The 17,893-nt window shown below is 67.9% G+C and carries 17 protein-coding genes; 9 read left to right on the top strand and 8 right to left on the bottom strand.

Going from position 1 to position 17,893, the window contains the following annotated elements:
* The gene (locus H0B56_RS21425; protein ID WP_343063993.1) at nucleotides 1-1,218 is read right to left on the bottom strand and encodes a D-alanyl-D-alanine carboxypeptidase family protein; all 1,218 of its coding nucleotides are present in this window, start codon (nucleotides 1,216-1,218) and stop codon (nucleotides 1-3) included.
* 190 nt (nucleotides 1,219-1,408) lie between these two features.
* Between H0B56_RS21425 and H0B56_RS21420 the strand changes: the two genes are divergently transcribed.
* The 3 genes from H0B56_RS21420 to H0B56_RS21410 all read left to right on the top strand — a co-directional run bounded on the left by H0B56_RS21420 (nucleotide 1,409) and on the right by H0B56_RS21410 (nucleotide 3,576).
* The gene (locus H0B56_RS21420; RefSeq protein WP_180894894.1) at nucleotides 1,409-1,687 is read left to right on the top strand and encodes an SCO4848 family membrane protein; all 279 of its coding nucleotides are present in this window, start codon (nucleotides 1,409-1,411) and stop codon (nucleotides 1,685-1,687) included.
* The gene (locus H0B56_RS21415; protein ID WP_180894893.1) at nucleotides 1,687-2,034 is read left to right on the top strand and encodes a hypothetical protein; all 348 of its coding nucleotides are present in this window, start codon (nucleotides 1,687-1,689) and stop codon (nucleotides 2,032-2,034) included. The genes H0B56_RS21420 and H0B56_RS21415 overlap by 1 nt, the downstream gene beginning before the upstream one ends.
* 195 nt (nucleotides 2,035-2,229) lie before the next feature.
* Complete coding sequence (locus H0B56_RS21410) at nucleotides 2,230-3,576, top strand: acyl-CoA dehydrogenase family protein (RefSeq protein WP_180894892.1); 1,347 nt, start codon at nucleotides 2,230-2,232, stop codon at nucleotides 3,574-3,576.
* Between the two features lie 91 nt (nucleotides 3,577-3,667).
* Here H0B56_RS21410 and H0B56_RS21405 read toward each other — a convergent pair whose 3' ends face one another.
* The 4 genes from H0B56_RS21405 to sdhC are packed head-to-tail and all read right to left on the bottom strand — an operon-like array spanning nucleotide 3,668 to nucleotide 7,154.
* Nucleotides 3,668-4,453, bottom strand: a complete 786-nt coding sequence (locus H0B56_RS21405) for a succinate dehydrogenase iron-sulfur subunit (RefSeq protein ID WP_180894891.1) — start codon at nucleotides 4,451-4,453, stop codon at nucleotides 3,668-3,670.
* The gene (gene sdhA / locus H0B56_RS21400) at nucleotides 4,453-6,255 is read right to left on the bottom strand and encodes a succinate dehydrogenase flavoprotein subunit (protein WP_180894890.1); all 1,803 of its coding nucleotides are present in this window, start codon (nucleotides 6,253-6,255) and stop codon (nucleotides 4,453-4,455) included. Before sdhA ends, H0B56_RS21405 begins: the two co-directional genes overlap by 1 nt.
* A 39-nt stretch (nucleotides 6,256-6,294) precedes the next feature.
* Entirely contained in the window at nucleotides 6,295-6,711 is a 417-nt protein-coding gene (locus H0B56_RS21395; RefSeq protein ID WP_180894889.1) for a succinate dehydrogenase hydrophobic membrane anchor subunit, read from the bottom strand.
* A 2-nt stretch (nucleotides 6,712-6,713) separates the two neighbouring features.
* Nucleotides 6,714-7,154 carry a succinate dehydrogenase, cytochrome b556 subunit gene (sdhC, locus tag H0B56_RS21390; protein WP_180894888.1) on the bottom strand — a complete coding sequence of 147 codons (441 nt, stop codon included), beginning with the start codon at nucleotides 7,152-7,154 and terminating at the stop codon, nucleotides 6,714-6,716.
* 441 nt (nucleotides 7,155-7,595) lie between these two features.
* Between sdhC and H0B56_RS21385 the strand changes: the two genes are divergently transcribed.
* Genes H0B56_RS21385 through H0B56_RS21360 form a run of 6 tightly spaced genes read left to right on the top strand, consistent with a single transcriptional unit; the run spans nucleotide 7,596 to nucleotide 14,539 of the window.
* Nucleotides 7,596-8,687, top strand: coding sequence for a BMP family lipoprotein (locus H0B56_RS21385; RefSeq protein WP_180894887.1), 1,092 nt, complete (start codon nucleotides 7,596-7,598; stop codon nucleotides 8,685-8,687).
* A 19-nt stretch (nucleotides 8,688-8,706) separates the two neighbouring features.
* On the top strand, nucleotides 8,707-10,290 hold the full coding sequence (locus H0B56_RS21380; RefSeq protein ID WP_180894886.1) for an ATP-binding cassette domain-containing protein: 1,584 nt from the start codon (nucleotides 8,707-8,709) through the stop codon (nucleotides 10,288-10,290).
* On the top strand, nucleotides 10,287-11,534 hold the full coding sequence (locus H0B56_RS21375; RefSeq protein WP_219632994.1) for an ABC transporter permease: 1,248 nt from the start codon (nucleotides 10,287-10,289) through the stop codon (nucleotides 11,532-11,534). The genes H0B56_RS21380 and H0B56_RS21375 overlap by 4 nt, the downstream gene beginning before the upstream one ends.
* Nucleotides 11,531-12,811, top strand: a complete 1,281-nt coding sequence (locus H0B56_RS21370) for an ABC transporter permease (protein ID WP_219632993.1) — start codon at nucleotides 11,531-11,533, stop codon at nucleotides 12,809-12,811. Before H0B56_RS21375 ends, H0B56_RS21370 begins: the two co-directional genes overlap by 4 nt.
* Before the next feature lie 30 nt (nucleotides 12,812-12,841).
* On the top strand, nucleotides 12,842-13,231 hold the full coding sequence (locus H0B56_RS21365) for a cytidine deaminase (RefSeq protein WP_425484568.1): 390 nt from the start codon (nucleotides 12,842-12,844) through the stop codon (nucleotides 13,229-13,231).
* Between the two features lie 12 nt (nucleotides 13,232-13,243).
* On the top strand, nucleotides 13,244-14,539 hold the full coding sequence (locus H0B56_RS21360; RefSeq protein ID WP_180894885.1) for a thymidine phosphorylase: 1,296 nt from the start codon (nucleotides 13,244-13,246) through the stop codon (nucleotides 14,537-14,539).
* A 20-nt stretch (nucleotides 14,540-14,559) separates the two neighbouring features.
* Here the strand turns inward: H0B56_RS21360 and H0B56_RS21355 are convergent, their stop codons facing one another.
* The 3 genes from H0B56_RS21355 to H0B56_RS21345 all read right to left on the bottom strand — a co-directional run bounded on the left by H0B56_RS21355 (nucleotide 14,560) and on the right by H0B56_RS21345 (nucleotide 17,818).
* Complete coding sequence (locus tag H0B56_RS21355) at nucleotides 14,560-14,886, bottom strand: hypothetical protein (RefSeq protein WP_180894884.1); 327 nt, start codon at nucleotides 14,884-14,886, stop codon at nucleotides 14,560-14,562.
* A gap of 240 nt (nucleotides 14,887-15,126) precedes the next feature.
* A complete protein-coding gene (locus H0B56_RS21350) occupies nucleotides 15,127-16,251 on the bottom strand; it encodes a PA containing protein (protein WP_246361386.1) in 1,125 nt (374 codons plus the stop codon).
* Between the two features lie 337 nt (nucleotides 16,252-16,588).
* A complete protein-coding gene (locus H0B56_RS21345; protein WP_180894883.1) occupies nucleotides 16,589-17,818 on the bottom strand; it encodes a primosomal protein in 1,230 nt (409 codons plus the stop codon).
* Nucleotides 17,819-17,893 lie beyond the last annotated feature (75 nt).

Genomic DNA, 17,893 nt, shown 5'->3' with positions numbered 1-17,893 from the left:
CTACCGCCGTGGCACCTGCCTGTTCTCGCGTCGTAGCGCGATGATGCCGAGCAGCGCCAGAAGGGCGACGACCGTGGCGATGACCGGTCCCAGCGCACTGCCGGTCCCGGAAGCGGTCGCGGCATCGTCGTCCTGCGGCGGCTGCGCGCCCTCCTGCACGGCGACGTCCGGTTCGGACTCGGGACGGGTGGCGGACGCGAGTTCCCCGACGGCCTCGTAGTCGCCTTCGGCGAGGTCGAAGCCGTAGTCGAGGAGCGCCGAGGCTTGCTCGGGAACCGGTACCGGGCGGGCTTCCGTGTGCAGCAGTACCACCGCCACCGTTGCGTGCTCGCGTTGCGCGGCGCCGAGGTAGGTGTGCCGTGCGGCGTTCGTGTAGCCGGTCTTGCCTCCGAGGAACCCGTCGTAGGAGTTGAGCAGCCGGTTGTCGTTGTACAGGGTGACGGGTTCCTCGTCGGGTTCGACGGTGAAGTCCATCGTGCTCGTACGCACGGCCTCGTTGAACGGGGCCTGCCCCAGCGCGTACCGGAAGATCACGCTCAGGTCGTAGGCCGAGCTGGACATCCCGGGACCGTCCAGGCCTGATGTGGTGGCCGCACGGGTGTCGAACGCCTGGAGCCGTTCGGCGAGGGCGTTCATCGCATCGAGCGCCTCCGGGATCCCACCGAGGGCGTTGCCCAGGGCGTGCGCGGCGTCGTTTCCGGAATGGATCAGGGCCGCGGTGAGCAGGTCCTCGACGGTGTAGTCCTCACCCTCGACCAGGCCGACGCAGGTACAGACCTGCGCGACGTCCTCCTCTGTCGCGGTGATGACCTCGTCCGGGCCGAGCTCGTCGATGACGGTGGCCGCCAGCAGTACTTTGATCAGCGAGGCGGGCCGGTGCCTGGCGTGCGGGTCGGAGGCTGCCAGCACGTCGCCGGACTCGAGGTCGGAGACCATCCAGGCGGACGCGGTCGCCTCCTCAGGGGGGTCCGGTGCGCCGTCCGGCAGTACGACGCCGCACTCGGCCATGCGCTCACCGCCGACCGGCTCCTCCGGGACGGGGAGCGGCTCGGGAGCGGTCTCGCCGGGTGCCGGTTCCTCGGAGGGCACGTTGGCAGACGGGGGTGTCTGCTTGTCGGCGCAGGACTCGGCGCTGGACGGCGAGTCGGGGTCGGCATGCGCGGCCGGCCCGGCGGTGCCGAATGCGATGCCGCACACGAGCAGCGCCGCGGACAGCACAGCTGTACATCCCCGCGGGGATGCTCCGAACCACGACCGATGACGCACCAACACAGGCTAACCATGACCTGTGCTGTCGGTATACGTGGCTGTGACACTCTGTCGTGCCTACCCGGACACGCACGGTGCCGGGCGTGGCGGCGCTCACCCGGTGTGCTGGCCGGTCGGCGGGGACGTGGATACTGCGCGTATGCACGCACGCCCGACCTCGATCTTCCTGCTCGCCTTCGGCGTATGGTCCTGGGCCATCTGGCTGATGTTCGCGCGCAATCTCTGGGCCAGCGAGAACTCGTGGGCGGCTGACGGCTCGCCGACGTCGTACTTCGTGGTACATGCCGCGCTCACCGTGGTATCGATCGTGCTCGGTACGATCATCGGCGTGATCGGCTGGCGCGGGCTCCGTGCGAGCGGTCCCCGTTCCCGGGACGACACCACATCTGCCACCAACGACATCGCGAAGGGGCGCTGATGGACTTCCTTCACCAGCTGCTGTTGTTCCTGCACCTGCTCGGTATGGGATTGCTCGTCGGTACGTTCCTCCTGCAGCTGCGCGGCGGGGCGGACGCTCCGCTGAACAAGGGGTGGTTGCACGGTAGCGGAGTCATGCTGATCACGGGCGCGGCCATGATGGCGCTGGACCCGTTCAGCGACAACGACCTCAACCACACGAAGCTGGGCATCAAGATCCTGGTGCTGATCGCGATCGGCGGGCTGGCTCTGGCTTTCCTGCGCAAGCCTGCCGTGCCTCGGTGGGTCGGTTTCGCTCTCGGCGGGCTCGTCGTGATCAACGTCGGCCTCGCCGTCTTCTGGACCTAGCAGTGCGCTGAATGGCACTTTCGGTCCGCGAGATGGACCGAAAGTGCCATTCAGCACATCTCTAGATCAATTTTCTCGATGCCGCGGCCTCTGGACGCCGGTGATATCCTGTGATGTGCCTCACATCGCGGACGGATCTTTCTGACCCGCCTGTGCTCGGCGTGAGGATCATTCGGTACACGGAGGCGAATTACGATGGCGATCGATTTCACGCTGACTGCCGAGCAACAAGAGGTACAACGCCTGGCGCGTGATTTTGCGCAAAATGTTCTGGCTCCTATTACGGAAAAGGTCGACCAGGAGCCCGACCCGCTAACAGCTTTTCAGATGGTAAAACCCGCGTACGCGGAAGCGTGCAAGCAGGGTATCGCGTTTTCGATGTTGCCCAAAGAATATGGTGGAGGCGGCCTGTCGAATGTGGATTTCGTGATAGCGGCCGAGGAGATTCAAGCGGTCGACCCGGGATTCGGGACGACGGTCCTGGTGAACGGGCTCGGCCTGATGCCGGTCTGGTACTACGGCACCGAGGAACAGAAGAAACGGTTCATCGGCGGCGCGACATCCGACACCAGCGGCGAGTTCATCGTCGGCTATGCCGCGAGTGAACCGCCGGGCATGCCCGGCGGCACCGCGAACTTCGACGCCCCGGCCGTCGGTGGGGCGGGAATGAACGTCACCGCGGTCCAGGACGGTGACGACATCGTGCTCAACGGCCGCAAGTACTGGCCGTGCAATGTCGGCGGCTGGGACAATCTCGGTGCCAACCTGAACCTGGTCATCGCCCGGACCGATCGGTCCGTCGGGGGAACGTCGGGTCTCTCGGCGATCGTGGTCGAGCGGGGCACCCCCGGGGTCACCTACCGGTCGATCAGTACGTCCGCCCAGCGCAGCGCCCCGAACTGCGAGATCGTCTTCGACAACGCGCGGGTACCCGCTGCGAATGTGATCGAGGGCACCCGGGGCAACGGGGATCTGGTGATCAACCGCAACTTCGCCTGGTCCGGGCCGGTAGCGGGGATCGGAGCGGTCGCGGTGGCGCGGTCCGCGTACGAGGACGCGCTGAGATGGGCGAAGACCTACACCGCGGGTGGGCCCAAGCCCATCTTCCACTACCAGTACCCGGGTTACGTGCTCGGCGACGTGGCGACACAGATCGAGGCTGCGCGCTACTTCTGCTGGAAGGGCGCGCACTACCTGGATCAGCACGACTATCACGGTGAGGCACTCGGCGCCATGTGCAAGGTGCACTGCACGGAGATGCTGTTCGACTGCGTCTACAAGTGCATGCAGGTCGTCGGGGTGAACTCGGTGGACAAGAAGACCAAGTTCGACCGCTACCTGCGGGAGGCGGCGCTCCTGCCGTTGTACGACGCGGGCAACTTCGGGATGCAGCGGCGCAGGGTGCACGGTGTGATGGCCGATGAGAACTTCAACCCGCGCGCGTTCATGGATGACGAGGCGATCGAGTTCACCAAGGGGATGGAAGGGATCGACACGATCCCCGGACCCACGACCGACGAGCCGGCGATGGCGCGTTCGTGAGAGGTCCCGAACGCGACACAACCTGCCCGTGAGCCCGACGCGGCCTGCCGGCACGCCCGACACGGGGTGCCGGCAGGCACGGGCTCGGGAGTCAGACGCGCTTGAAGAGCAGAGCTTGCTTGACCTCCTGGATGGCCTTGGTGACCTGGATCCCTCGGGGGCAGGCGTCGGTGCAGTTGAACGTGGTGCGGCAGCGCCACACGCCCTCGGTGTCGTTGAGGATGTCCAGCCGCTCCTCGGAGCCCTCGTCCCGCGAGTCGAAGATGAACCGGTGTGCGTTGACGATCGCCGCGGGGCCGAAGTACGAGCCGTCCGACCAGAACACCGGGCAGGAGGTGGTGCAGCAGGCGCACAGGATGCACTTCGTGGTGTCGTCGAATCGCTCCCGGTCCGCCTGGGACTGTATCCGCTCGTGGGTCGGCTCGTTGCCGTAGGCGATGAGGTACGGCTTGACCGCCTTGAATGCCTCGAAGAAGGGCTCCATGTCGACATAGAGATCCTTCATCTGCGGCAGGCCCTTGATCGGTGCCACCGAGATGGTGGTCCGCTTGTTGCCCTTGGCGAGCAGATCCTTGATCAACACCTTGCACGCCAGCCGGTTCACCCCGTTGATCTGCATGGCATCCGAGCCGCAGATGCCGTGCGCGCAGGAGCGCCGGAACGACAGCGTGCCGTCCACATAGCTCTTGATGTTGATCAGCAGGTTGAGCACGCGGTCGGTGGGCAGCGCCGGGACGTCGTAGGATTCCCAGTGCGGCTCGTCGTCGAACTCCGGGTTGAACCGGAGGATCCGGACCGTGACCGTGATCGAGCCTTCCGGTGCCGGGATCTGCGAGGTGTCGTGGGCCGCGGTGTCGGTCGGTGTCGGGCTAGCCATCAGTACTTGCGCTCCATGGGCTCGTACCGGGTGAAGACTACGGGCTTGTAGTCCAGCCGGATATCGGACGTAAAGCCGGTCAGGCCGAGTGGCGCGTTCTCCTCCTTCTGCTCGGGCAGGAGCTTGTAGCACATCGAGTGACGCATGAAGTTGACGTCGTCACGGTCGGGGTAGTCCTCCCGCGCGTGCCCGCCGCGCGACTCCTTGCGTGCCAGCGCTGTGGTCACGAGCGCCTCGGCCAGGTCGAGCAGGAAACCCAGCTCGACCGCCTCGAGCAGGTCGGTGTTGAACCGCTTGCCCTTGTCTTGCACAGCCACCCGGCCGTAGCGCTCCTTCAGCGCGTGTACATCGGACAGTGCCTGCTTGAGCGTGTCCTCGGTGCGGTACACGGCGGCGTTGGAGTCCATCGTCTGCTGCAGCTCGGTGCGGATATCGGCGACCCGCTCACCACCCGTCGCGGTGCGCAGGTGCTGCACCATGCCCTCCACCGTCTCGGCGGCGTCGTCGGGCAGCTCCACGTGCTCGGACCGCGCGGCATACCGTGCCGCGGCCATACCCGCCCTGCGGCCGAACACGTTGATGTCCAGCAGCGAGTTCGTGCCCAGCCGGTTCGAACCGTGCACGGACACGCAGGCGACCTCGCCGGCCGCGTAGAGCCCCGGCAGCACGGTGTCGTTGTCCCGGAGTGCCTCGCCGTCGACGTTGGTGGGAATGCCGCCCATCGCGTAGTGCGCCGTGGGATACACCGGGACGGGCTCGTACACCGGGTCGATGCCCAGGTAGGTGCGGGCGAACTCGGTGATGTCCGGCAGCTTCGTCTCCAGGACCTCCTCGCCGAGATGCGTGCAGTCCAGGAAGACGTAGTCCTTCTCAGGGCCGGCACCGCGCCCCTCGAGGACCTCCAGCACCATCGAGCGCGCCACGATGTCGCGCGGAGCGAGATCCTTGATGGTCGGGGCGTAGCGCTCCATGAAGCGCTCGCCGGACTCGTTGCGCAGGATCGCGCCCTCGCCACGCGCACCCTCGGTGAGCAGGATGCCCAGGCCGGCAAGGCCCGTGGGATGGAACTGGTAGAACTCCATGTCCTCGAGCGGCAGGCCCTTGCGGAAGTAGATGCCCATGCCGTCGCCGGTGAGGGTGTGGGCGTTGGATGTCGTCTTGAAGACCTTGCCGAAGCCCCCGGTGGCGAACACGATCGACTTCGCCTGGAAGACGTGGATCTCGCCGGTGGCCAGCTCGTAGGCGATCGCGCCGGAGGCGACCGGTCCGTTCTCGGTGTCGGTCAGCACGACGTCGAGTACGTAGAACTCGTTGAAGAACTCGATCCCGTGCTTGACGCAGGTCTGGTACAGGGTCTGCAGGATCATGTGCCCCGTGCGGTCGGCCGCGTAGCAGGACCTGCGTACGGCGGCCTTGCCGTGGTCGCGGGTGTGCCCGCCGAAGCGGCGCTGGTCGATGCGCCCCTCTTCGGTGCGGTTGAACGGCAGGCCCATCTTCTCCAGGTCCAGCACCGCGTCGATGGCCTCCTTGGCCATGATCTCGGCGGCGTCCTGGTCGGTGAGGTAGTCACCGCCCTTGACGGTGTCGAAGGTGTGCCATTCCCAGTTGTCCTCCTCGACATTGGCCAGCGCGGCGCACATGCCGCCCTGGGCCGCCCCGGTGTGTGAGCGGGTCGGGTACAACTTGGTCAGCACCGCGGTGCGGGGGCTCGTCGCGCCGGACTCGGTCGCCGAGGCGATCGCGGCGCGCATGCCGGCGCCGCCCGCCCCGACGATCAGCACGTCGTACTTGTGGAACTGCATTGCGAACTCCGTGTTCGATTCGGCGGTCGGGGGCGGCGGTCAGCCGGCGATGTTCGGATCGAAGGTGAAGATCACCAGGGTGCCGACGGCGAGGATGAGCGCGATCGAGACGTAGAGGAGCATCTTCAGCCAGAACCGCGTGGTGTCCTTGCGGGCGTAGTCCTCGATGATCGTGCGCATGCCGTTCCCGCCGTGCAGCTGCGCCAGCCACAGCATGGCCAGGTCCCAGAACTGCCAGAACGGTGAGGCCCAGCGGCCGGCCACGAAGGCGAAGTTGATGCGGTGCACCCCGTCGTCGAGGATGTTCATGATGAACAGGTGCCCGAGCACGAGCACCACGAGCGCCAGCCCGGACAGCCGCATGAACAGCCAGCTGTAGAGCTCGAAGTTGTTGCGGCGTGCCGCGGGCCTGCGGGGGGAACGCGGCTTGTCGAGGGTGAGGGACTCGGTCGACATGATCAGTTACCCCCGAACATCGTGGAGACGGTGCGCTCGAGCATGAAGTAGGTACCCGGGATCATCACCACGGCCCAGATGCCGATCAGACCCCACAGCATCGGGCGCTGGTACCTGGGCCCCTGCGACCAGAAGTCGACGAGCATGACGCGGATGCCGTTGAGGGCGTGATACAGCACCGCGCCGACGAGACCGACCTCGAGCAGGTTGACGAACGGGGTCTTGTAGGTCTCGATGACCGCGTCGTACGCACTCGGCGAGACTCGCACCAGTGCGGTGTCGAGTACGTGGACGAAGAGGAAGAAGAAGGTGAGCGCGCCGGTGATGCGGTGCAGCACCCAGGACCACATGGCAGGGTCGCCGCGGTAGAAGGTTCCGCTCAGACGCGAGGTACCCGCCCGATCGCTCGTACCCGCAGGCGCGGTACTCGCAGTGACAGACATCGGTGTACGGCCTCCATTGTCTTGTGGCATACCCACGCCTGCCGGCCGCGTACCAGCCGCGAACCGTGGGGGCATCCCCGACGCGACGGCTGAGGTCATCCCGGACCGTGGCCAACGTGGGCCTTAATAGGGGGATGCTAGACCCGTCCGCTGCCGCCCGCGAAAACTCGGTTGGTCCGTTGTGATCGACAAGACAACCCACCCGTGATCGTCAGTGTCCGGAACCGGCGATTCGAGGGGCGAACCGGAGTCCGGGACTCGATCGAACGGGTGCTCAGCAAACAATTTGATTACGTAGTGTAGAGCTCGTGTGGCATGCGTCTCATCTCCGGGTAGTGTTCTGCCGTCGTGCCCACGTCAGGGTGAGCCGGCGAGAGACCCGGCGAGAGACAGGGCGCCCGGAGTGCCGCCCCGACCGAGTGTGGAGGGTGAGTGATCGCCATGCACCGTGCAGCTGTCATTCGAGTGGGAGCCGTGCTCGCGGCGTCGGCACTGGTGGTTACCGCCTGTGGCGAGGCCCCTGAGGAGACCGATGCCGGCTCGGACGGTACGGACTTCGTCGGTTGCATGGTCACCGACGAGGGAGGTGTCGACGACAAGTCCTTCAACGAGACTTCCCATCGTGGCCTCGTGAACGCGCACGACGCGGGGACTATCTCCGAGGTACAGGTAGCCGAGTCACATTCCACCGCCGACTTCGAACCCAACGTGTCGAGCATGGTCTCCCAGGACTGTGGCCTGATCGTCACCGTAGGGTTCATGCTCGCCGACGCTACGGCCGCCGCGGCCGAGAGCAACCCCGACGAGCGGTTCGCGATCGTCGACTTCCAGTACACCGACGAGGACAGCGGCGAGCCGGTCACCATCGACAACGTCAAGCCGCTCGTCTTCAACACCCACGAGGCGTCGTTCCTCGCCGGTTACCTCGCAGCCGGGTACTCGGAGACCGGCACGGTCGCCACGTGGGGAGGAGCGAAGATCCCCACGGTGACGATTTTCATGGACGGGTACTACGACGGCGTGCAGCACTACAACGAGGTCCATGACGCCGATGTCGAAGTGCTCGGGTGGGACAAGGAGTCCCAGGACGGGCAGTTCACCGACGACTTCAGCAACGCCAGCCTCGCCCAGCAGTACAGCGAGAACCTCATCCAGCAGGGCGCCGACGTGATCATGCCGGTCGCCGGGCCGATCGGCGAGTCCGCGGCCGTCGCCGCGCGGGACGCGGGCGATGTCGCGCTGATCTGGGTGGACACCGACGGGTACGAGTCGCTGCCCGAGTACTCCGACCTCATCCTGACCAGCGTCGTCAAGGGGATGGACACGGCGGTGCAGGAAGCCGTCGAGGCGACAGCCGACGGTGAGTTCTCCCCGGAGCCGTTCGTCGGGACGCTGGACAACGAGGGTGTATCCATCGCGCCGTACCACGACTTCTCCGATGAGATCGACGAGGAGCTCGCCGACGAGGTCGCCGAGCTCGAGCAGCAGATCATCGACGGGGATCTCGAGGTGCAGTCCGACGCCGCGTTCTGACCCCCGATAAGGGCTGCCGGTGAAACTCGAGCTCCGCGGCATCACCAAGCGCTTCGGTTCGCTTGTCGCCAACGACGACATCAGCCTCACCGTCGAACCCGGTGAGGTGCACTGCCTCCTCGGGGAGAACGGTGCTGGCAAGTCCACGTTGATGAACGTGCTCTACGGGCTCAGCGCGGCCGATGCCGGTGAGATCGTTGTCGACGACGAGCCGGTCGCGTTCTCCGGGCCCGCGGACGCGATGGCAGCGGGGATCGGCATGGTGCACCAGCACTTCATGCTCGTCCCGGTGTTCACCGTCGCGGAGAACGTGATGCTCGGTGCCGAGCCGACGCGTGGCGCCGGTCTGCTCGATGTCGAGGCGACCCGGGCGCGGATCCGGGAGATCTCCGAGCAGTACGGCTTCGACGTCGACCCGGATGCCGTTGTCGAACACCTGCCCGTCGGCGTGCAGCAGCGAGTGGAGATCATCAAGGCGCTGGTGCGCGACGCGCGCGTGCTCATCCTCGACGAGCCGACCGCGGTGCTGACCCCGCAGGAGACCGACGAGCTGATGGGCATCATGCGGCAGCTGACCGCGGACGGCACGTCCATCGTGTTCATCACGCACAAGCTCCGGGAGGTCAGGGCGATCGCCGACCGCATCACGGTGATGCGGCTGGGACGCGTCGTCGGCCAGGCACACCCCGAGTCGACCGAGAGCGAGCTGGCCTCGCTGATGGTCGGCCGCCCGGTCAGCCTGGTGGTCGATGCCGGTACCTCCGACCCGGCAGAGGTCGTGCTCGCGGTGCGCGGGCTCACCGTGGTCGACGATCGGGACCAGCTGGTCGTCGACGACGTCTCGTTCGACGTGCGCGCCGGCGAGATACTGGTCGTCGCGGGGGTGCAGGGCAACGGCCAGACGGAGCTGACAGAGGCACTGCTCGGGCTGGGCGGCAGGGTGCGCGGCTCGGTCCGGTTGGCCGGTACGGAGCTGCTCGGCCGCTCGGTGCGCGAGGTGCTGCGCGCCGGGGTGGGGTTCGTCCCCGAGGACCGCAGGACCGACGGGCTGGTCGGCCAGTTCACGGTCGCCGAGAACCTCGTTCTCGACCTGTACGACCGCTCGCCGTTCGCGAGGGGGCCGATGCTCAGGCACGCCCGGATCAGGAGCAACGCAGCCGAGCGGGTCGGCGAGTTCGACATCCGTGCCGGCAGTATCGACACCCTGGCCAGCACGCTGTCCGGGGGTAACCAGCAGAAGGTCGTGCTGGCACGGGAGCTGTCCCGGCCGTTGAAGCTGCTGGTGGCGACCCAACCCACGCGCGGGCTGGACGTGGGGTCGATCGAGTTCGTGCACCGGCGCATCATCGCCGAGCGGGACAACCGGACGCCGGTGCTGATCGTGTCGACCGAGCTGGACGAGGCCAGCGCGCTCGCCGACCGGATCCTGGTGATGTACCGCGGGTCGGTGGTCGGCATCGTGCCCGGCGACACCGAGCGCGATGTCCTCGGCCTGATGACCGCGGGGTACGCACCCGAGCAGGCCTTCGAGCGAGCCGCGGCGCACCCCACGCGTACCGGGCATCCGGAGTACGGCGGTGACGGGGACGAGGGGGAGCCGTGAGCGAGCAGGAGCGCGGCACGACCGCGACGCCGGGCGGCGAGCAGCCCCCGCAGGAGCCGTCGGTATCCCACCGGCTGTGGCGCGAGCTGACCACCGGAAACGCGATGCTGACAGTGCTGTCGGTTGTACTGGCGCTCGCGATCGGCGGGTTATTGATCATCCTGTCCGACCCCAGGGTGCAGCAGGCCGCCGGGTACTTCGCCGACCGGCCGTCGGACACCTTCGCCACCGCGTGGCAGTCGGTGAGTTCGGCGTACGCGGCGATGTTCCGGGGCTCGCTCGTCGACTTCGGCGAGTACTCCGTGGTCCGTGCCGTACGGCCGCTCGCCGCGACGCTGACCAATGCCACACCGCTGATCGCCGCGGGGCTCGCGGTGGCGATCGCGTTCCGGACCGGGCTGCTCAACATCGGCGCGGAGGGGCAGATCATCCTCGGTGCCATCGGTGCCGGCTACATCGGGTTCACCATGGACCTCCCGGTCGTGGTGCACCTCGTGGTCGCCGTGCTCGGTGGTGTTCTCGCAGGTGCCGTCTGGGGTGGTATAGCCGGGTTCCTCAAGGCACGTACCGGTGCCCACGAGGTGATCGTGACGATCATGCTCAACTACATCGCCCGGTTCCTGCTCGCCTACCTGCTGACCATCGCCGCGTTCCGGAGGGCGGGCAGGTCGGATCCGATCAGCCCCTATGTCGCCGAGTCGGCCCAGCTACCGCGCTTGTTCGAAGGTGCCCGGCTGCACCTGGGGTTCCTGCTGGCGCTGCTGGCCGCCGCGGTCGTGTGGTGGCTGCTCACCCGCAGCACCATCGGTTTCCGGCTGCGTGCCGTCGGGTTCAACCCGCACGCGGCGACCACCGCGGGAATGTCCGTCGCGCGCTCGTACACGCTTGCCATGTGCATCGCAGGCGGATTGGCCGGGCTGGCAGGCGCGAGCCAGGTGCTGGGGACCGAACGGTTCCTCTCCTCGGGGATCTCGGGTGGACTGGGGTTCGACGCCATCACCGTGGCGCTGCTCGGGCGCGCGAACCCCTGGGGCACCGTGGCCGCAGGCCTGCTGTTCGGGGCGCTTCGCGCGGGTGCTGTGACCATGCAGGCGGAGACGGGAACGCCGATCGACATCGTGCTCGTCGTGCAGTCGCTCATCGTGCTGTTCATCGCCGCACCCCCGCTGGTGCGGGCCATCTTCCGGATCAGGGTTCGCTCGCGCGGGCTCGGCGCGCCGGAAGCGAAGGGGTGGGAAGCGTGAGCACACGAGAGACCGGCGACACGGGCTCGCGAGCCGAGCGGGTACTGCGCCGCCGCTGGCGAGCGCCGGTGATGTTCACGGTTCTCGGGCTGGGCGCGCTTGTGCTGTTCGGCCTGCTCGCCCCGGGGGGCGAGCGCAGCACCTTCGGGATCTCCACGGCGGGCGACATCGTGGAGATCGATCCGCTCGGTGTGCCGTCCAGGCAGGCGGCGATCCTGCTCGCGCTGCTGTGCCTGGCTGTCGCGGGATACGCGTTCCTGCTCACCGCCCGCGCGGAGCCCGTACCGCTGTGGCTGTCGGTGCTGTTCGGAACGGCATTCGTGCTGTCCTTTCTGACCTGGGCTGTCGCGGGGGAGACGATCTCGCTGACCGGTGCGCTGCAGGGCTCGCTCGCGCTGTCCGTACCGCTGATCTTCGGAGCGCTGTGCGGGATGCTCGGGGAGCGGACCGGCGTGATCAATATCGCGATCGAGGGGCAGCTCCTCGCGGGCGCCTTCCTGTCCGGGGTCGTGGCGTCCCTGCTCGGCAACCTGTGGGTCGGCCTGATCGCGGCCCCCCTGGCCGGGTTGCTCGTGGCCTACCTGCTCGCGGTGTTCTCGATCAGGTACCTGGTCAACCAGATCATCGTCGGGGTGGTGCTCAACGTCCTGGTGCTGGGGCTGACGAACTTCCTGTACGGCAGGCTGCTCAGCCCGCAGGCCGGGACGTGGAACTCACCTGGCCGCTTCCCCCGCTGGAAGATCCCGGTGCTCGGCGACATTCCCGTGATCGGGCCGGTGCTGTTCGACCAGACCGTCATCGTGTACTGCATGTACCTCGCGGTGATCGTGGTGCACGTCGCGCTGTTCCACACCCGCTGGGGACTGCGCGTGCGGGCCGTCGGGGAGCACCCCGAGGCCGCCGACACCGCGGGTATCGCGGTCAACGCGGTCCGGTTCCGCAACGTGCTCATCGGCGGCGCGGTCGCGGGCTTCGGGGGTGCCTACTTCACTCTCGGGGCGATCGGGGTGTTCAGCAGGGAGATGACCGCCGGAGCCGGTTTCATCGCGCTCGCCGCGATGATCCTCGGCCGGTGGAAGCCGATGGGGGCGGTCTTCGCGGCACTGCTGTTCGGTTTCGCCAACAACCTGCAGAGCGTGCTCGGGATCATCGGCTCGCCGATTCCCAGCGAGTTCATGCTCATGGCACCGTACGTGCTGACGATCTTCGCGGTGGCGGGGCTGGTGGGCCGGATCCGCCCGCCTGCCGCGAACGGCCAGCCGTACATCAAGTCGTGACGGCCCGGCTGATGGATACGGAGGTGTAGCGTGTCGGCGGTGGACCCGGTTCCGATCGACTGGACGGAGCTGCGTGCCGAGGCGACCGCGGTTGCGCGGAACGCGTACTGCCCGTACTCGGGCCTGCGGGTCGGTGCGGCCGGCCTGACCGAGGACGGCCGTCTGGTGCGCGGGTGCAATGTGGAGAACGCATCTTACGGCCTGACGTTGTGTGCCGAGTGCGTGCTCGCGGGCCAGCTCCACCTGTCCGGCGGTGGCACGCTCCGCGCGGTCGCCTGCCGCAGCGGTACGGGGGAGCTGCTGCTGCCGTGCGGGCGATGCCGGCAGGTACTCCTCGAGTTCGGCGGGGACGGCTGTCTCGTCGATGCCGGGGACGGACCGGCGCCGCTGTCCGCCCTCCTGCCAGAGGCGTTCCGCTGACGAGGTGTGCACATGGGACAGGAACCGTTCGCCGCGGTCGACGTCATCCGCGCCAAGCGGGATGCCGAGCCGCTCAGCGATGCCCAGATCGACTGGATCGTCGACGCGTACACCCGCGGGGTGGTCGCCGAGGAGCAGATGGCCGCGCTCGCCATGGCCGTGTGCCTGCGCGGGATGGACGAGCGGGAGACCGCCCGGCTGACCGCGGCGATGATCTCCTCTGGCGAGCGGCTCGAGCTGCGCTCGGAACGGCCCACTGTGGACAAGCACTCCACGGGCGGGGTGGGCGACAAGATCACGCTCGTGCTCGCGCCGCTGGTGGCCGCCTGCGGGGCGGCAGTACCCCAGCTCTCCGGCCGGGGCCTCGGGCACACCGGCGGTACGCTCGACAAGCTGGAGTCGATCCCCGGCTGGCAAGCCGATATGTCGACGTCGCGAATCGCCGGCCAGCTGGCCGAGGTCGGTGCCGTGGTCGCGGCGGCGACCGAGGGCATCGCCCCTGCCGACCGCAAGCTGTACGCGTTGCGGGACGTGACGGGGACGGTGGAGTCCGTGCCGCTCATCGCGAGCTCGATCATGAGTAAGAAGATCGCCGAAGGCGCGGCGGGCCTGCTGCTCGACGTCAAGGTCGGGTCGGGTGCGTTCATGAAGACGCGCCCCCAGGCCGCCGAGCTCGCGGATGCGCTGGTGCGGATCGGGCGGGCACACGGCGTGCGCACCACGGCGGTGCTGTCCGACATGTCGACCCCGCTGGGGCGTGCGGTCGGCAACGCCGTCGAGGTCGCCGAAGCCGTGGACGTGTTGCGCGGCGGCGGGCCGCCGGACGTCGCCGAGCTGACCGTCGTGCTGGCCAGGGAGATGCTGTCGCTGGCAGGCATCGACGGCCCGGACGCACCCGACCCGGCAGCCGTGCTGTCCTCCGGTGCGGCCCACGCGGTGTGGCAGGACATGATCCGTGCGCAGGGCGGTGACCCGGACGCCGAGCTGCCGCGCGCGCGGGAAGTACACCTGGTCGAAGCCGAACGCAGTGGGGTCGTCGCGGAGCTGGACGCGTTCGCGGTGGGGGTAGCCGCCTGGCGGCTCGGCGCCGGGCGCGCCAGGCGCGAGGATCCGGTCGCGCACGCCGCCGGCGTCCGCTGCCTCGCGCGGCGCGGGGAGCGCGTGCAGCGGGGTCAGCCGATACTGGAGCTGCATACCGACAACCCGGAGTCGCTACCGTCCGCGCTGGACGCGCTGGCAGGCGCGGTGAGCGTCGGTGCTGCCGAGCCCGACCGTCAGCCGCTCGTGCTCGACATCCGCCGCGGCTGACCGGGGCTGCTCGCCGGGCGTTACTCGCTCTTGCCTCGAACGGTCCGCAGCTCGGGCCGCTCGCACGGGCACCTGTCCTCGGGGATGGGCACGGCGATGATGGTCGGCCCACCCCGCAAGCCCGTCGCGATCTGTTCCTTCGAGCCGACCAGCTGCTTCCACAGCTCCGACTCGTCGGACAGCTCCATGTCCGGGTTACCCGCAGCCTCGCGGAGCTGGGTCGCCAGCCAGTTGATGACCTCCGCACTGCCGTCCAGGGCGCTGTGGAAGTTGGCACGCTGCGGTTCGGCCTGCGACATCCGGGCGTCGTCGATATGGGCGTGGTAGTGGGTCTGCTTCCTCGCCATCGTCCGTCCCTCGTCCTGGTTCGCCGCCGTGGCGGTCCGGTAGGTCCGTGCGCCCGCGTCACCGTGCCGGGCTGTCCGGTCACGCGCGGTGCTACCCGGAACACGGTACTACCCCGGTACGGTCCCGTATACGCGTGCACAGCTCCCCGCTTTCCGGCGCCCTACGCACGAGAGCCCCGCGTCGCGGGGCTCTCGCTGATGGTGTCTTCGCGCCGCAGTGCGGCAGGGCTGCGGGTTCTCTCAGCCCTCGCCGGAGGACTCGGCCGCCGGCGTCTCTTCCTTCTTCGTGCCGTTGCGCGCGCGGTTGGAGCCGCCGTTGCGGGACCGCCGCGTCTGCCGCGGCGCGGGTGGCGGTTGCACGCTCTGCTGCGCAGGCTGCCCACCGCCGAGCATCAGCTCGGCGAAGGTGGCCATCGCCTCGTCGAGCTGCCCGCCGATCCGCCGCTCGGACTCCTCGTTGCTCTTGCGCACCAGCGAGCCGAGCGAGTCGGAGTCGGGCCGCTCGGAGATCGCGCCCTCCACGGTCGCGAGCCTGGCCTTCAAGGTGCCGTCCAGGTCCCCGACACGGGTGGCGAGGTCGTCCTCGACCTTGCTGATCCGGTTGGTCACCTCGTCGATCCTGCCGGAGACCTCGTTGAGCTTCTCGGTGATGGCGTCGATGCGCTCGCCCGCGTCGATCGCACTCGTCGCTTCGAGGATGTCGGAGTTGATCGACTTGGCCGTGGAGCTCAGCTGCTCCTTCGTCGAGGTGTCGATCTCGTCGATGCGCTGCCGGAACTCGGCGTCGGTGGTATCCATCCGCTCCCGGAGCGCGGACTCGGCGGCCTCGATACGCTCGCGCACCGGGCCGTGTACCGCGTTGGGCACCGACTCCAGCTTGCTGTCCTGCTTGTCCAGGTGGACGTCCAGCTCATCGAGCCTGCGGTGGATGTTCTGCAGCTTGTCCTCGAGGCCGTCCATGCGCCCGGCGACGCCCTCGAACTTGCCGGCGACGCCATCCAGGCGGCCGTCGAGCTGCGCGAAGGGCTTGGCCAGCTTGTCGACGATGCCTTCGACGGCCCTGCTGACCGAGGCGATGGCCTTGTCCTGGGCCTCGAGGCGGGACATGGTCTCGTCGAGCCGCTCGGCCAGCACGCTGACCTCGGTGCGATCCGGCAACTCGGACAGTCGCTTACGAATGGCACCGATCGACTCGACCGGGGCGATCCGGGCATAGATGTCGTCAAGGGCGTCAAAGATCTGTTGTTGCTCGCTCTCCCGCACCTCCGCGGCGCGCACGAGCATGTTGCGCATCCTGTCGAAGGAGGGGGCGAAGTTCGATTCCTGCGTCACGGCTTTGACCTTCGTCGGCACGGGCAGTGTCATGTTCCTGCGTAGGGCTTATGCACGAGGACTGCGGACAGTCTCGCGGTCTCGTTCCCCGCCCCAGCGAGCAGTACCGCTCATTCCAGACGCTGAAGCGGCCCCGCCAGCTGGAAGCGAACAACCCTCGGGGGATGGGTGTGAGCTTATCCATACGACAGGCGCGTCTTGTAACGCCCCCGCGGATTCCCCGCTACCCCAGGTCAGCCGGATGGCGCAACGTGGAATCTCGTCAGCAACCATATGGTGTGAACCTGGAGTAGACGGTGAGGGTTATACGTCCGTTTCACTTCGCCGTCGTCGGTCCGGCGGCGCTGACGGCGAGTGTAGTCCTTCGCGATCAGTGCGGGCTCAAACGGTCTTCGAAGGAGTTGACCAGCTTGCGCCATTCGGCGACCTCCTCGTCGAACGGCGGGCTCGGCTTCAATCGAGTCGGGTCCGGGTTGACGATGAACGACACCAGCCACCCCAGGCGCTGGGTGGCGGCCAGCGCATCGTTCGCGCTGTCGTCGCCTGCCCAGTCCGCCACATCGGTGAGCAGCTCCACCGCGAGGTCGAGCTGAACCGGGTCAACGTACTCGATCCCGTCGGCGATGTCGGCGTCCAGGCCGGCAAGCACGTAGGTGTTCTCCTCGGTGGCCTCGACTTCGAGATCACCCGTCGTGGCCTTGGTGACGACCTGGTCCCAGGTCGCGACGTCGGCGAGGTCGTTGGTGCCGAGCTCGTTCGGGTTGGCGAGCTGGCGCGCCAGCAGGCGTTCCGAGCGAAACACCTGGATCTCCCCGTCCGAGCCGAGGAAGATCGGTTCGTCGTCCAGGTAGCAGCGCAACGTGACGTACTCGTCGGTGCCGGTGACTATCTTGATCGGGTCGATACCGACCTGGGTCCAGAAGTCGGAGGCTTCCTCGCCCGACTCGCCGGAGTACGTGCCGTCGGCGCTGACGCCCGCGCCCGCCTCGGCCGACTCCTCGTGGAAGGCGGCGAGTTCCTCGGCGGTCTCGTCCAGCGTGGCCTCGTCGACGGTGGGCACGGTCACCAGCTGGTCGATGGCGTCGAGCACGGTGTCCCACTTCTCGGAGACGGCCCCGACCAGGTCGTTCCACAGGCGGGTGCCCTCCCGCCCTCCCGCGGGAAACTTGCCTTGTTCGAGCAGGCTGAATCCCTCGTGGGCGTCGAGGACGTCGTGCACGTCGTCCAGCTCGCAGACATCGGCGATGGAACGCACCATGCTGACCACCTCGGCGAGCTCGCCGAGCGTCCAGGAGTCCGGCTCCTCGGCCACCAGCTCGGGGACCCCGACGAGGTCGTAGGAGTGCTCGTCATCCGGGATCAGCTCGGGGACGTGCAGCTGCGGCACCGAGTGCCAGGCCGGGTGGTCGACAAGGTCGTGCTGCTCGGCCGTGCGGATGAACGCGGCGAGGTGCGCGGAATCGGGGAAGCCGTACAGATCGTCCTCGTCGCCGAGGAACGCCTCCCATTCCTCACCGTCCTCGCGCCAGCGAGGAGCCCACAGGGTAACGAGATCACCCTGGGGGAGCCCAAGCTCGATCGGGACGATGTCGGTTGCCATTACATCCTCCGATGCTGGTTACGCGCTCTGGCGTGGATGTGCTCCGCGTGCGCAGCCTACGGGGTTCGGCTCGGC

This window comes from Haloechinothrix aidingensis (genome assembly GCF_013450155.1).
Lineage (GTDB): Bacteria > Actinomycetota > Actinomycetes > Mycobacteriales > Pseudonocardiaceae > Haloechinothrix > Haloechinothrix aidingensis.
Note: the sequence above shows the minus strand (reverse complement) of the source record. Positions and strands in the feature narration are given on the sequence as shown.